This is a genomic window from Arthrobacter sp. BF1 (assembly GCF_056680215.1).
In genome coordinates this window covers 525,205-539,289 of sequence record NZ_CM155271.1, presented here as the reverse complement: position 1 = coordinate 539,289, position 14,085 = coordinate 525,205, and the positions used below count along the sequence as shown (strand labels likewise).

13 protein-coding genes are annotated in these 14,085 nt (G+C 65.0%); 12 read left to right on the top strand and 1 reads right to left on the bottom strand.

Features of this window, described 5'->3' with window-relative positions; all coding sequences use genetic code 11:
• The first annotated feature begins 8 nt into the window (after window positions 1-8).
• The 12 genes from AC1MCD_RS02610 to AC1MCD_RS02555 all read left to right on the top strand — a co-directional run bounded on the left by AC1MCD_RS02610 (window position 9) and on the right by AC1MCD_RS02555 (window position 11,846).
• Complete coding sequence (locus AC1MCD_RS02610; protein ID WP_498675606.1) at window positions 9-1,109, top strand: Gfo/Idh/MocA family protein; 1,101 nt, start codon at window positions 9-11, stop codon at window positions 1,107-1,109.
• Window positions 1,106-1,915, top strand: coding sequence for a hypothetical protein (locus AC1MCD_RS02605; RefSeq protein ID WP_498675604.1), 810 nt, complete (start codon window positions 1,106-1,108; stop codon window positions 1,913-1,915). Before AC1MCD_RS02610 ends, AC1MCD_RS02605 begins: the two co-directional genes overlap by 4 nt.
• Window positions 1,916-2,022: 107 nt before the next feature.
• A complete protein-coding gene (locus tag AC1MCD_RS02600) occupies window positions 2,023-3,351 on the top strand; it encodes an ABC transporter substrate-binding protein (RefSeq protein ID WP_498675603.1) in 1,329 nt (442 codons plus the stop codon).
• Between the two features lie 13 nt (window positions 3,352-3,364).
• Window positions 3,365-4,327 carry a carbohydrate ABC transporter permease gene (locus tag AC1MCD_RS02595; protein ID WP_498675600.1) on the top strand — a complete coding sequence of 321 codons (963 nt, stop codon included), beginning with the start codon at window positions 3,365-3,367 and terminating at the stop codon, window positions 4,325-4,327.
• The gene (locus AC1MCD_RS02590) at window positions 4,327-5,217 is read left to right on the top strand and encodes a carbohydrate ABC transporter permease (RefSeq protein WP_498675598.1); all 891 of its coding nucleotides are present in this window, start codon (window positions 4,327-4,329) and stop codon (window positions 5,215-5,217) included. The genes AC1MCD_RS02595 and AC1MCD_RS02590 overlap by 1 nt, the downstream gene beginning before the upstream one ends.
• Before the next feature lie 43 nt (window positions 5,218-5,260).
• The gene (locus AC1MCD_RS02585; RefSeq protein ID WP_498675595.1) at window positions 5,261-6,010 is read left to right on the top strand and encodes a sugar phosphate isomerase/epimerase family protein; all 750 of its coding nucleotides are present in this window, start codon (window positions 5,261-5,263) and stop codon (window positions 6,008-6,010) included.
• Window positions 6,007-7,128 carry a Gfo/Idh/MocA family protein gene (locus AC1MCD_RS02580; RefSeq protein WP_498675593.1) on the top strand — a complete coding sequence of 374 codons (1,122 nt, stop codon included), beginning with the start codon at window positions 6,007-6,009 and terminating at the stop codon, window positions 7,126-7,128. The genes AC1MCD_RS02585 and AC1MCD_RS02580 overlap by 4 nt, the downstream gene beginning before the upstream one ends.
• A 10-nt stretch (window positions 7,129-7,138) precedes the next feature.
• Window positions 7,139-8,335 carry a Gfo/Idh/MocA family protein gene (locus tag AC1MCD_RS02575; protein WP_498675591.1) on the top strand — a complete coding sequence of 399 codons (1,197 nt, stop codon included), beginning with the start codon at window positions 7,139-7,141 and terminating at the stop codon, window positions 8,333-8,335.
• A gap of 1 nt (window position 8,336) precedes the next feature.
• Window positions 8,337-9,338 carry a sugar phosphate isomerase/epimerase family protein gene (locus AC1MCD_RS02570; protein ID WP_498675589.1) on the top strand — a complete coding sequence of 334 codons (1,002 nt, stop codon included), beginning with the start codon at window positions 8,337-8,339 and terminating at the stop codon, window positions 9,336-9,338.
• 11 nt (window positions 9,339-9,349) lie between these two features.
• On the top strand, window positions 9,350-10,234 hold the full coding sequence (locus tag AC1MCD_RS02565; protein ID WP_498675586.1) for a TolB family protein: 885 nt from the start codon (window positions 9,350-9,352) through the stop codon (window positions 10,232-10,234).
• Window positions 10,235-10,238: 4 nt separating this feature from the next.
• Complete coding sequence (locus AC1MCD_RS02560; protein WP_498675584.1) at window positions 10,239-11,279, top strand: Gfo/Idh/MocA family protein; 1,041 nt, start codon at window positions 10,239-10,241, stop codon at window positions 11,277-11,279.
• A gap of 30 nt (window positions 11,280-11,309) precedes the next feature.
• Window positions 11,310-11,846 (top strand): GNAT family N-acetyltransferase, encoded by a 537-nt coding sequence (locus AC1MCD_RS02555; RefSeq protein ID WP_498675583.1) that lies wholly within the window; start codon window positions 11,310-11,312, stop codon window positions 11,844-11,846.
• 23 nt (window positions 11,847-11,869) lie between these two features.
• Here AC1MCD_RS02555 and AC1MCD_RS02550 read toward each other — a convergent pair whose 3' ends face one another.
• Window positions 11,870-14,017, bottom strand: a complete 2,148-nt coding sequence (locus tag AC1MCD_RS02550; protein ID WP_498675581.1) for an amylo-alpha-1,6-glucosidase — start codon at window positions 14,015-14,017, stop codon at window positions 11,870-11,872.
• Window positions 14,018-14,085: the final 68 nt, after the last annotated feature.

Here is a 14,085-nt window from a genome sequence, read left to right as displayed (position 1 = left end):
TAAGCCACTTGTCGAGCCAAGCAGAGGGATCATCGGCTCTCATCGGCGTCGGAATTCTCGGCGCGGGACCTGTCACCCAGGCCATCCACCTGCCGTCCCTCGCACGCTTGGGCCACCTTCTGGAAGTCCGCCACATCATGGACGTCGACCCCCTCGTGGCGGAAGCCGTGGCCGGTCGGGTGGGAGCGAACTTCAGCACCAGCATGGAGGAGCTCCTTGCCGACCCGGCAGTGGACGTCGTGGCCATCTGCAGCCCGCACCAGTTCCACGCCGCACAGGTGATTGCCGCCTGCCGGGCCGGGAAGAAAGCCGTGTTGTGTGAAAAGCCCTTCGCCATGAGCGGTGAGGAAGCCGCCAGCATTTCAGCCGTTTCGGCTGAAACCGGTGTTCCCATCATCGTTGGAGCCATGCACACCTTCGATCCAGGCTGGCTCGGGGCAGAAGAAGCATGGGGCGACCTGCCCGGCCAGGTACACACCGTCCGGTCGTCCATCGTCCTTCCGCCCAACCCCCGCTTCGAAGACTTCGCCACTGAGATCGTGGGCCGCGTTCCCGGGCAGGCCCGCGACGTGACCGACCCGGAGGTCATGAAGGCAATGCTGACCGGCGGCGTGATGGGGCTCGCCATCCACGACCTGCCGCTGGTCCGCCGTTTTACTCCTGATTTTGCGGCGGTGGAGGTCCTGCACGCCGAAATCGTCGCTCCGTTCGGCTACGTGATCTCGCTGCGGGCCGGGAACGTCGCCATCGAACTTCGCGCGGCGATGAACGGTACCTGGGAACCTGCCTGGGAGTTTGAGGCGATCGGCGACGACGCCGCCTTGAAAATCGACTTCACGCCGTCCTACGTCCACGCCGGCTCCGCAACAGCGCGCATCAGGACAGCCGGGAAAACTACCGTCCTGGGCCCGTTCGGCCACAACGGCTACGAGGGCGAGTGGCGCAAACTCGCCGAACTGGCCTCCGGAACCGGCACACCACCGTCCGCCGAGACCTTGATCCATGACCTTGAGTTCGCTCTGGCCATCGCCCAAGCGGCCGCAGGCCGGATCGAAACAGGCCGGATTGACTCGGACCCGGTCAACGAAGATCAGGAGATCAGCGCATGAACACGCAATTGTCCGTGGCCGCGGATCCCCAGGCTGATGTGGCCGGTGGGGTGTCCGCCGTCGTTGCTTCCCTTCCTGTCTCCTTTGGTCCGGCAGCAGAGGCACCCGAGGTCGTCGCCATTTCCGGCCATGCCGGCTGGACAGCCCGGGCCGTCGACGCGATCCTCAACGGAGCCAAAGGCGTGGTGGTGTCCAGCCCGCTAGCTGAGGACACCGCCGGGCTGAGCGCAGCCGCGGAGGCTGCAGAAGCAGTTGTGGTGCTCGACCGCCAGTGGGCCGGAAACGTGGCGCTGGACTCCGCCAATGAGAAAGTGCACGGCGTCATTGGCGCGGCCCTCGGCGATGCGGTCCTGCTCGACTCGGTGGCCATCGCCGCTCCGGGCACTGAGCCGCTGCACCTCCTCGCGGATCAGTTCGCCGTCCTGGTGCAATGCGGGATTGAGGTCCGCAACGTGCGGATGGTCCAGAGCAACGGGAACGGCTACACAGTGGCCGGCGTCGTCGCGGACGGCATTCCCGTGGCTCTGCAGGGCATCCTGACGGCCGCCCTCCCCGCCACCGCCAGCCTCACCATCCTGACATCGGCCGGCCGTGCCGACGTAAGACTGCCGGACCCCGCAGCAGCGTGGCCGGCCGAAGTCCGTGCGGTCACCGCCGAAGGGGTGACGACGCTTCCCACACTGTACGAATCGTCCCACCGAACCAGCTGGTCAAGGGCCCACGCGCACATAGCTGCCGGGACAGCGGCTGCCGACCTGGCCCAGTTCACCACAGTCTTGTCCCTTCTCAGCCAACTCAACCGATAGACAGCACTACAGCACCACCGCAGTTCCATTACCGCAAGTCACTATCCGCTCACTGTCGAGAGGGGCTCGGGCATTCGTTCCGCTCCGGGCCCTGAAAGGAAACCATCGTGTCTAACAAATCCTCCATCGCATCATCCCCCCTCTCCCGGAGGGGGTTCCTGGGCCTCACCGCAGCAGCGGCCTCGGTTCCCCTCCTGGCCGCCTGCGGCGGAGGCTCCGCGTCACAGGGCGGCGGTGGCAGCGCAGGTGGAACCGTCAAATTCTGGGACATGCCATGGGCCACCCCGGCCTATAACGACGCGGCCAAGGGTATCGCCGAGGGCTTCTCTGGCGCCAACGGCACCAAGGCCTCGTACCAGACCATTCAGTGGGCCAACTTCTACCAGACGTTTTCCTCGGCCATCGCGTCCAAGACCGGACCGGCAGTATCCACCGGCGGCGGCTTCCAGGCGTTCCAGTTCGAACAGCAGGGCCAGATCGCTTACGCCGACAAGGTGATCGAAAAGCTTAAGGCCAACGGCCAGTTCGACGACTTCCTGCCGGGCGTGCTGGATCCGTTCAAATCGAGCAAGGGCTACGTCGCGGTTCCGTGGCAGCTGGACATGCGCGTGTTCTGGTACAGGAAGTCCCTCTTCGAGAAGGCGAACGTTGCCCTGCCGAAGGACTGGCCCACCCTTCTGGAAGCAGGCAAGGCGCTGAAGAAGGTCGGCGCCTTCGGCTTCACCACCGGTGCAGGCACCGGCAACAACTACGCCAACCACTCGATGATCATGATGATGGTCAACAACGGCGGCGGCGTGTTCAACAAGGACGGCGAGCTGGACCTTCTCAACGACCGCAACGTCGAGGCCATGGAATTCGTCCTGGAACTGGTGTCCAACGGCATCGTGGATCCTGCCGCGGTCAGCTACACCACGGACAACATGTCCGCGCAGTGGAAAGACGGTAAAGCCGGCTACGGCCTGTTCCAGGTGAACGTCCCGCAACGCGTGGGCGACACGTCCGGCGACCTGCTGGTGGCAGACCCCATCACCGGCCCGCACGGAGACAAAGCAACCATCGTGTTCCCGAACAACATCATGATGTACACCAACACCCCCTCGCAGGACGCCTCTGAGGAGTTCCTGGTGTACTACCTGGGGCAGCTCAAGCAGCTGTGGCAGAAGAAGCTGATGTCCGCCTTGCCCGTCTTCAAGTCCATCACCGAGATCCCCGAGTTTGCGTCCGACCCCAATAACGTCAAGATCGTCAAGGAATGGCAGCCCATCGCGAAGACCTTCGCCTCCCAGGGCAACACCCTGAACGCCAACCTCGCAGCACTCGACGGCGGACAGGCGCTGAACCAGTTCAGCCAGTCCATCATCACCGGAAAGGCGGATGCCAAGACCGCGCTGCAGACGTTCCAGTCCAGCCTCGAATCCGTTCTGAAGAAGTAGAACGGAACCAGCCATGACCAGCACCGCTGCCCAGACCGGCCTCGCCCGGGCCCGCCGGGGGGTTGCCCCCGGCGGCCCCGGGACTGTTCCCGGAAAACGCAAGAGCAAGCTCTCCGCCCAGACCACCAGGACGTTCTTTTGGCTCCTGCTCCCCTCCGTGGTCCTGCTTGTCCTGATCCACGGCTACCCGCTGATCTACGCAGCCATCCAGGCCACGCATGACGGTAACCTGCTCCAGACCGGTAACTTCGTCGGCGCCGATAACTTCGCCACCGTGCTGGCCTCACCGGCTTTCTGGAAAGCCGCCCAGTTCACGCTGTGGTTCACCATCGTGGGCGTCTTCGGGTCCTGGCTGCTGGGTCTTGGCCTGGCGCTGCTCCTGCGCACCAGGATTCCTGCCGGGAATACCTTTAAGGTCCTGCTCCTGCTGCCATGGGTGGTGCCGATCGTAGTATCTTCCACCGCCTGGAACTGGCTGGTGGCCACCCCGGATAGCCTGATCCCCTCCCTCTTCCGCAATCTTGGCCTGGGTACCCCGCTGTTCCTGGCCGACCCCACCCTGGCCTCCATAACGGTCATGGCCTTCAAAGTCTGGGTCAGCTTCCCGTTCATGATGATGATGATCTCCGCGGCCCTGGCCTCAGTGGACACCACCGTCTACGAGGCGGCGAGCATGGACGGGGCCACCCGGTGGCAACAGTTCAGCCAGATCACCCTGCCGCTGATCGCACGTTCCACGTACATCAGCTGGATCCTGATGACCATCTTCTGCGTCAACGACTTCCCCACCATCTACCTGCTCACCGGCGGCGGACCCGTTAGCGCCACCACCTCCCTGGTGGTCCTGGCCTACCGGACCGTCTTCCAGGACTTCGCCACCGGCCCCGGCGTCGCCATCGCCTTCCTCATGACCATGACGCTCGTGGTCATCTCCGTCATCCTGTACCGCCAAATCCGAAAGTCGAGCGTCGAATAATGAGCGCAGTACTTCACGCCCACCCGGAAACCGGCCCCACGCTGGGCGTCGACGCCGGCCAACCCCGCAAAGTCCTCTCCGAAGCAGGCATGCGCGGCCGCTGGTGGCGGTTCGTCCTGATCCTGGCCATCACCGCCATCGTGCTTGTTCCCATCCTGGTTACCGTAGTCCTGGCATTCACGCCCGGACCCAACAGCACCGCAACCGGCCTGACGTTTGAAAACCTCGCCAACGTGTTCTCCAAGACCCTGGCCGCGACCTGGCTGCAGAACAGCCTCATCACCACCCTGTCCACCGTGGTGGTCTCCGTAGCAGTGGCCGCCCCGGCCGGCTACGTCCTCTCCCGAGGCCGCAGCAAGGCGGTGTCGGGTTACTCCCTGCTGCTGTTTGTGATGCAGTCCCTGCCGATCATCACCTCGGTGGTGCCGCTCTTTATCCTCTTCGCCGGTATGGGGCTGGTGGACAACCTGCTCGGGATCACCATCATCTACGTGGGGTCCACCATGACCGTGGCCACCTGGATGATGGCGGCCTACTTTGACTCAATCCCCATCAGCCTCGAAGAGGCTTCCTGGATTGACGGCTGTTCCGTGTTCGGTTCCTTCACGAAGGTGGTCCTGCGCAACTCACTTCCGGGCATCCTCTCCACGGCCATTTTCGCCTTCCTGCTGGCGTGGAACGACTACCTGGTGGCCATCGTGTTCCTGCGCTCGAACGAAATCTTCACCCTGCCCATGGGCGTGCAGTCCTTCTTCCAGCAGAACGCCACCGACTGGACCTCCGTTATGGCCCTCGCCGTGGTCATGATGCTCCCACCCATCATCGTCTTCGCCACGCTGAACAAATACTTCAGCGTCGGCGGCATCGGCGGATCCCTCGCCGGCCGCTAGCCACCCGCGTACCTTTATCTGAAACCCCGCAAAGGATTACAAAATGTCATACTCCCTCCAGCTGTACACCCTGCGTCACGCAATCCAGGAAGACCTGACCGGCACCATCCGGAAGGTCGCGGAGATCGGCTTCACCCAGGTTGAGCCCTACAACTTCGTGGCCACAGCAGCAGAACTCGGAGCGGCCCTGAAGGAAAACGGCCTGACAGCACCCTCCGGCCACGCACCCCTGCTCAGCCAGGACCAGGACCAGATCTTCGCCGCAGCCAAAGGCCTGGGCATCAGCACCGTCATCGATCCGTTCCTGCCGGCCGAGCACTGGCAGAAGGCCGAGGACATCCGGGCCACCGCCGCGAAACTCAACGAAGCAGCCAAGAAGGGTGCCGAGCATGGCATCCGCGTCGGCTACCACAACCACGCCTGGGAACTGGAGTCCATCATCGAGGGCCGCACGGCGCTGGAGTACTTCGCCGATCTGCTGGATCCCGAAGTGGTCCTCGAAGTGGACACCTACTGGGTCGCCGTGGGCGGCCAGGATCCGGTCGCGGTGCTGGACCGGCTGGGCGACAAAGTGAAGTTCATCCACATCAAGGACGGCCCGCTGAACACGGACACCAAAGCGCAGCTGCCGGCCGGCAAGGGCAAGGTAGCCGTTCTGGATGTCATCGCCGCTGCCAAGTCCCTCGAAGTGGGCGTCGTGGAGTTTGACGACTACGCCGGCGACATCTTCGAAGGCATCGCCGAGAGCCTCGCCTACCTGACCGCAAACACCGCCGAAGGGGCAAAAGCATGAGCCGCGAAGCAACCAATCGCCGCGGCCCGGTAGGCGTCGGCGTCATCGGCGCCGGGAACATCAGCAAGCAGTACCTGGCCAACCTCACGGTCTTCCCCGACCTGAAAGTCCACGTCATCGCCGATCTCTTCGAGGACGCCGCAGCGGCCCGCGCCAAGGAATACGGCATCCCGGAGTGGGGGCCGCCGGAGCTCGCGCTGAACCATCCCGACGTCGAAATCATCGTTAACCTCACCATCCCGGCCGCACACGTGGAGGTGGCAACTGCCGCCGTCAACGCCGGGAAGCATGTCTGGACGGAGAAGCCGTTCTCGCTGGACCGCGAATCCGGGCTGGGGCTGCTCAAGGCCGCCGACGCCGCAGGCATCCGGCTCGGTACCGCCCCGGACACCTTCCTCGGCGCGGGCCTGCAGACCGCCCGCAGGCTGATCGAACGCGGCGACATCGGCACCCCCCTGACGGCCATGACGACGTTCCAGACGCCGGGGCCGGAGTCTTGGCACCCCAACCCGGCCTTCCTCTTCCAGTACGGCGCCGGGCCCTTGTTCGATATGGGCCCCTACTACCTCACAGCACTGGTCCAGACGTTCGGCTCCGTGCGCCGGGTGGCTGCAGTGGGCTCCAAGGCGAAGGAAGTCCGGGTCATCGGTTCCGGTCCCAAACTGGGCGAGGAGTTTACGGTTGACGTGCCCACCCATGTGTCCGCGATGGCCCAGTTCGAGAACGGCGCGTCCTCGCACAGCGTCTTCAGCTTTGAGTCCCCGCGGCAGCGTATGGGCTTCGTGGAAATCACCGGCACCGAAGCCACCATTTCGCTCCCGGATCCGAACTATTTCGACGGCGACGTGCGGCTCTGGCGTGCGGGGGACGAAGAGTGGACGGTCATCCCTGCCACCGGCCCCACGAACGGCCGCGGCATGGGCGTGCTGGACATGGCGCGGGCCATCCGGGCCGGAGTTCCACACCGCGCCACGGGCAACCTTGCCTATCACGTGCTGGACACTATGGTGTCGATTTCCGAATCCGTGGAATCGGGCACCTTTGTCGACGTCGAAAGCTCCGCCCCAACGTCCCCGGCCCTCCCCGAGGACTGGGACCCCACAGCGGCAACTCTCTAGGACTCACATCATGAACTCCCCTGACAGCACAAATGGCACCACCCGGGACGGCCCGCCCCTCGGCTTGGCGATGATCGGCTACGCGTTCATGGGCAAGGCCCACTCGAACGCGTGGCGGGACGTCGCGTCCTTCTTCGACGTCCCGGCCTTCGAGCAGAAAGTGCTCGTGGGCCGGGACGCCGGGCAGGTCGCAGCGGCCGCCTCGAAATACGGCTGGGCGGAATCCGCGACGGACTGGCGCTCGGTCCTGGAGCGGGACGACATTCACATCGTGGACATCTGCGCCCCGGGCTGGATGCACGCCGAAATCGCCGTCGCCGCGCTCGAGGCCGGCAAGCACGTCCTCGTGGAAAAGCCGCTTGCAAACACCCTGGCCGAGGCCGAGGCGATGGCTGACGCCGCCCGGGCCGCCCGGGACCGCGGCGTCCAATCGATGATCGGCTTCAACTATCGGCGGGTGCCGGCCCTGGCCCTGGCCCGCGAGCTCATCGCCGAGGGCCGGCTGGGAACGGTCCGGCACGTCCGCGCCGCATACCTGCAGGACTGGCTGGTGGACGCCGACTCCCCCATGACGTGGCGGCTGAACAAGGAAACCGCCGGGTCCGGCGCCCTGGGCGACATCGCGTCCCACGCGATCGACCAGGTCATGTTCCTGCTGGGTGGTTCCGTCACCGAAGTCTCGGGCCGGCTGCACACCTTCGTGAACAGCCGCCCCGGAGCGGACGGCCCCGAAGAAGTAACGGTCGACGACGCCGCCTGGGCCACGTTGACCCTGGACTCCGGGGCCATCGCCTCCGTCGAGGTTTCGCGCATGGCCACCGGGCAGAAGAACAGCCTGAAACTGGAGATATACGGGGACAAGGGCTCACTCCTGTTCGACCTTGAAGCCATCAACGAACTCGGCTTCCTGGACGCCACCCTGCCCGTCCGGGAACAGGGTTTCCGGCGGATCCTGGTGAACGAGCCCGAGCATCCCTACATGGACGCGTGGTGGCCCCAGGGCCACGTGATCGGCTGGGAACACACCTTCACCCACGAAATCCGGGACTTCCTCGTCGCAATCGACGGCGGCACCCCGCCGTCGCCGTCGTTCGAAGAAGGCCTGGCCGTGCAACGGGTTCTGGCCGCGATCGAAGAGTCCGCCAACGCCAAGTCCTCCATTATCCAACTCAGCACCGTACAAATCCCCGCCACTGAAGGAGCCTGACATGCCCCGCCCGTACACCCTGTTCACCGGCCAGTGGGCCGACCTCCCGTTCGAGGAAGTCGCCAAGCTTGCTTCCGGCTGGGGCTACGACGGCCTCGAAATCGCCGTCTCCGGGGACCACCTGGACGCCTGGCGCTGGGACGAACCCGGCTACGTCGAGTCCAAACTTGCCGTCCTGGCGAAGTACAACCTGAAGGTCTGGGCCATCTCCAACCACCTGAAGGGCCAGGCGGTCTGCGATGACCCCATCGACTTCCGCCACGAAGCCATCGTCGGGTCGAAGGTGTGGGGCGACGGCGACCCCGAAGGCGTCCGCCAGCGCGCGGCCGAGGAAATGAAGCACACCGCCCGGCTCGCCAAAGCCCTCGGCGTGGACACCGTGGTCGGCTTCACCGGATCATCCATCTGGCAGTACGTCGCCATGTTCCCGCCCGTCCCCGAGAAAGTGATCGAGGCCGGCTACCAGGACTTCGCGGACCGCTGGAACCCCATCCTGGACGTCTTCGACGAATGCGGCGTACGCTTCGCCCACGAGGTCCACCCCTCCGAAATCGCCTACGACTACTGGACCACCGTCCGCACCCTGGAGGCGATCGGCCACCGCGAAGCGTTCGGCCTGAACTGGGACCCCTCCCACATGATGTGGCAGGGCCTCGATCCCGTCTCGTTCATCTGGGACTTCAAAGACCGGATTTACCACGTGGACTGCAAGGACACCAAGCTCCGCCAGACCGGCCGCAACACCGTCATGGGCTCGCACCTGCCCTGGGGTGACCCGCGCCGCGGCTGGGACTTCGTCTCCGCAGGACGCGGCGACGTGCCGTGGGAGTCCTCCTTCCGGGCGCTGGCCGCGATCGGTTACAACGGCCCCATTTCCGTCGAATGGGAGGACGCCGGCATGGACCGCCTCCACGGCGCCCCCGAAGCCCTCGCCGCTCTGAAGAAGTTCGACTTCCCGCCGTCGAACACCTCCTTCGACGCCGCCTTCAGCAGCAAAGACTAGGACCAGCCGACGTGATCCGCACCCTTCAACCAGGTCAACGCTGCGAGGTGTGGATCGCGTCGGTCACCGGCCAGGCCGAGCTGCTCTACAGCACCAACGATGTGCTTTTTGAAGCACCGAACTGGACCCTGGACGGCTCCTCACTCGTCCTCAACGGGGACGGAAAGCTGTGGACCCTGGACATAGCCGGCGGCGAGCCCACGGAGGTCCCACTCAACGGCGTCCCGGACCTCAACAATGACCACGTCCTCGCGCCCGATGGCAGGCACATTTTCCTGTCGGCCAACGACGGCCACATCTACCGTGCACCGCTCGGCGGCGGTCAAACGGAGAAAATCACGGCCGACGACGGGTCCTTCCATTTCCTGCACGGCGTCAGCCCGGACGGCCGGGAAATGGCGTACGTGGATATTGCCGCGGGCGACTTTACCCAGCCCGGTCGCCTCATGACCATAGCGTCCGACGGCGGGGCTCCCGCCGGAATCGACGTCGGCAGCGGGCACTGCGACGGGCCTGAATACTCGCCGGACGGCAAATGGCTCTACCTGAATACGGAGTCCTTCACCACGGCCCCGGGCCATGCCCAACTCGCCCGGGTCCGTGTGGACGGAACCGGGTTCGAACGGCTCCTCGACTCCGGGACCGTCGACTGGTTCCCGCACCTCTCCCCTGACGTCCGCCACGCCTGCTACCTTCAGTTCCCCGGCGGAACGGAAGGACACCCCGCAGACCTGCCGGTCGCCGTCGTCCTTGTTTCCACTGACGACTGGGCCCAACCGCTTCACACGTGGCCGCTCTTCGGCGGCCAAGGTACCCTCAACGTCAACAGCTGGTCGCCGGATTCCCGGCGCTTTGCGTTTGTGGCGTATCCGCTCACCGACCCCTCAAAGGACTAAGCCCATGGCTCCAGGCAACGGCACCGCAGGCGGCAACGGCACGTCCAACGGAAAAATCCGCTGGGGAATCCTCGGCACCGGATTCATCGCCGGACTGCAAACGCAGGACCTGCGGGAGCATGGGTTCACCGTGCAGGCGGTCGGCTCCCGTTCACTGGAATCGGCCAGGACGTTCGCCGAACAGCACGCAGTGGCAGCCGCGCATGGCAGCTACGAGTCGCTCGTTGCAGACCCCGCCGTGGACGTCGTTTACATCGCCACCCCGCACCCGTTCCACCATGCGAACGCCCTGCTCGCCCTCCATGCCGGGAAGCATGTGCTTGTGGAGAAGGCATTCACCATGAATGCCCGCGAAGCGCAGGAGGTCTTTGACCTGGCCGCTTCCAAGGGACTGGTGGCGCTGGAAGCCATGTGGAGCCGCTTCCTCCCGCACATGATCCGCTTGCGTGAAATCATCGCCGACGGCGCCATCGGCGATGTCCGGAAGGTCATCGCCAGCCACAACCAAAATCTTCCCAAGGATCCCGCGCACAGGCTCAACGATCCTGCCCTGGGCGGCGGAGCGTTGCTTGACCTCGGCGTTTATCCTGTCTCCTTGGCCATCGACATCCTGGGAGCTCCGGAGACCATCCGCGCCGGCGCCTCCATGACAGCAACGGGCGTAGACCGCCAAACCGCTGCCATCTTCGAGTATGCGACGGGGCAGCAGGCCATCATTGACTGTGAACTTGATGCCGCCGGCCCCAACCGTGCAGTGGTGATCGGGACGGACGGGTGGATCGACATCGAACACACCTGGTACAACCCCACGCCATTTACCGTTTTTGATGCGCAGGGCAACGTCCTGGAGCGGTTCGACCTGCCGGTGAGCGGCCGGGGCATGCAATACCAGGCAGCGGAGCTCGAACGCCTGATCGTGTCCGGTTCCACCGCCGGCAACATCCTGCCGCCGGGCCAGAGCGTGGCGGTGATGGCGGCGATGGACGAGATCCGGCGCCAGATCGGACTGAGCTACCAGGCTGACGCCGTGGCTGGTACAAAGTGACAGTCCTGGCAGGCGGCTAGAGTTTTCTGCATGACCCACACCATCCGCAAAGCTACAACGGACGACGCCGGACTCCTCGCCGAACTCGCTGCGGTCACCTTCCCGCTGGCGTGCCCGCCGTCGTCGTCGCCGGAGGATATCGCTGCACACCTGGCCAACACCCTGAGTGAGGATCACTTCCGCAGTTACCTTGCGGACCCGGACATCACCGTTTTGGTGATCGACGACGGCGGCAGCCTGCGCGGCTACAGCCTGCTCGTCAACCGGACGGCGGCGGACCCGGATGTTGCCTCCGCCCTGACGCTCCTCCCATCCGTGGAGCTCAGCAAATGCTATGTGCACCCCGGGCATCACGGGCTGGGCGCTGCGGCGGAACTCATGCACGCCAGCCTCACGGCAGCCACGGCGTCCGGCGCTGCCGGCGTCTGGCTGGGCGTCAACAGCCAGAACGCCCGGGCCGTCCGCTTCTACGAAAAGTCGGGCTTCCGCAAAGTGGGCAGCAAGTCCTTCCGGCTGGGGACCACCGTGGAGCACGACTTCGTGATGGAACGCGAGCTGCCTCAGTAGTCACCTGCCCAGTCTCCGGCTGCCTAGTCACCGGCCTGTCCACCCAGGCCTTCGTCTAAGGCCGGCCGGGGCTCGTTGAGCAGCTTCAGTTCGGGCGGAAGGCCGTCGATACTTCCTTCCTGCCGGTTTGCGCGGATGGAAATTCTGGCATGGCCCAGGCGCACGTTGTCGGCCCTGAACTCACCCTTTTCCTCGGCCAAAATCGGTGCCAGGTGCACAACACCGCGGGTGAAATCGGGGTCGAAGCGGAGCAGGATACGGGCAAGCTGGATGGGCGCCGCCGCAGCCCAGGCCTGCGGGGAACACGCCGTCGGATAGGGCACAGGTCCCGAGTATTCGCTCCGGTCGAAGCCGCAGAACAGTTCCGGCAGTTGACCGTCGAAATGGGCGGCGGCATCAAATAGCCCCCGCGCCACCCGCTTGGCCTCAGCCACATAGCCGTAGCGCATCAGCCCCGTGGCCGCGAGGGCGGAGTCGTGCGGCCACACCGATCCGTTGTGGTAGCTCACCGGGTTGTATGCGGCCATATCGGACGCGAGCGTCCGGATACCCCAGCCCGTGAACATCTTCGGCGACATCAGCCGCTCCACCACCTGCGGCGCTTTGTCCTCGTCCACGATGCCAACCCACAGGCAGTGGCCCATGTTCGAGGTACAGGAATCCACCGGTTTCTTGTCCTTGTCCAACGCCACGGCGAAGTAGCCCTTGTCCGGCAGCCAGAATTTCTCGTTGAACGCCTTCTTCAGCGACGCGGCCCGCTCAGCCCAACGGTGTTCCGTCGCAGCGTCCCCCGCGGAGCCCGCCAGCAGCGAGCGTGCGAGGTAGGCGGCATAGACGTAGCCCTGGACTTCGCAGAGCGCGATGGGAGCCTCCGCCATCCGCCCGTCGGCAAAATTAATGCCGTCCCAGGAATCCTTCCACCCCTGGTTCACCAATCCATGCGTGTTGGGCCGGAGGTATTCCACAAAGCCGTCACCGTCGCGGTCCCCGTACTCCTCAATCCATTCAAGGGCCCGGTCTGCATGCGGCAGCAGGGAATCGATGATGTCATCGGACAGCCCCCACCTGCTGAGCTCGCCCAGCACACTGACAAACAGCGGGGTGGCATCAGCAGTGCCGTAATACGCGGTTCCCCCCAGGGAGAGGCCGGCCGTCACACCAAGGCGTACCTCGTGCGGGATGCGTCCGGGCTCTTCCTCGGAATCGTTATCGACTTTCGAGCCCTGGAGTCCCGCCAGAGTCTGGAGGGTTCCGGCCGCCAAGGTCGAGTCCACCAGCAGTGCCATATAGGAGGAAAGCAGCGAATCCCGGCCGAAGAGCGCCATAAACCAGGGCGCGCCGGCGGCAACGGCAACACGGTCGGGGTGCTCGGCGTCGAAAATCCTCAACAGCCCCAGGTCGGTTTGACTCCGCTGCAGGGTAGCCTCGATGCTGCTGTCCGCGAGGGAAAGGCGGGGTACGTTTTCTTCCCACGCCCGGTGCCGCTGAACGCCCGCCCGGTGACGGGGCAAGCCCCCTTCAGTGAAGGGTTCATTCGGGGCGGCACCGTTGATAAGGGGAACCACAATGACGCTGGTGGACCACTTGCCGCGCGCTGGGATGTGCGCGTGGAACCGAAGGGCGTCGACGGTAACTTCGGCCCGCGCGGCCCGGATCGCCGATCCTCGACGCTGTCCGTTGCGGACGGCTTCGACCAGGAGTTCTGCGCCCATGACAGTCCGGGTCAGGCTGTCCTCATTGATCGGGCGGCCGCCCTTGACGTCGAAGAGATCGGCCTGGTCCGCGTCCACCAGAAGTTCGATGTCGCAGTCAACAGCTTCCGAAGAATAGTTCTCCAGGATGATGTCGTCCTGGAGCCCGGGTCCGATGTGGCGTTCCTGACGGACCACCAGTGGACTGTCGAAGCGGCCGTCCGGCCACCGTGCGCGGCCCACGAAGGTGGCCTCATAGGCGTCCGGCCGGTGCGCGACCAGAGGCTCACGGAGCGCACCGTTGATGCGCAGGATCCACCGGGATACCACTCGGGTGTCCTGATAGAACGCCCCGCTTGTTCCTCCTTCGGAGCTCATGTCACCACTGTGGGACGAGATGCAGAAGGAAGACCCTTCCACCAGGGTTACGGCGTCGGCCCCCCCGATATCTGCTTCCGTGTCGGCATTCCAGGCAGTCATGGCAGTGCTCCTTCCTGAGGGCCGCCGAATAGGAACCGGGCCCGGTTCCGGCGCCCGGACAATGCCCC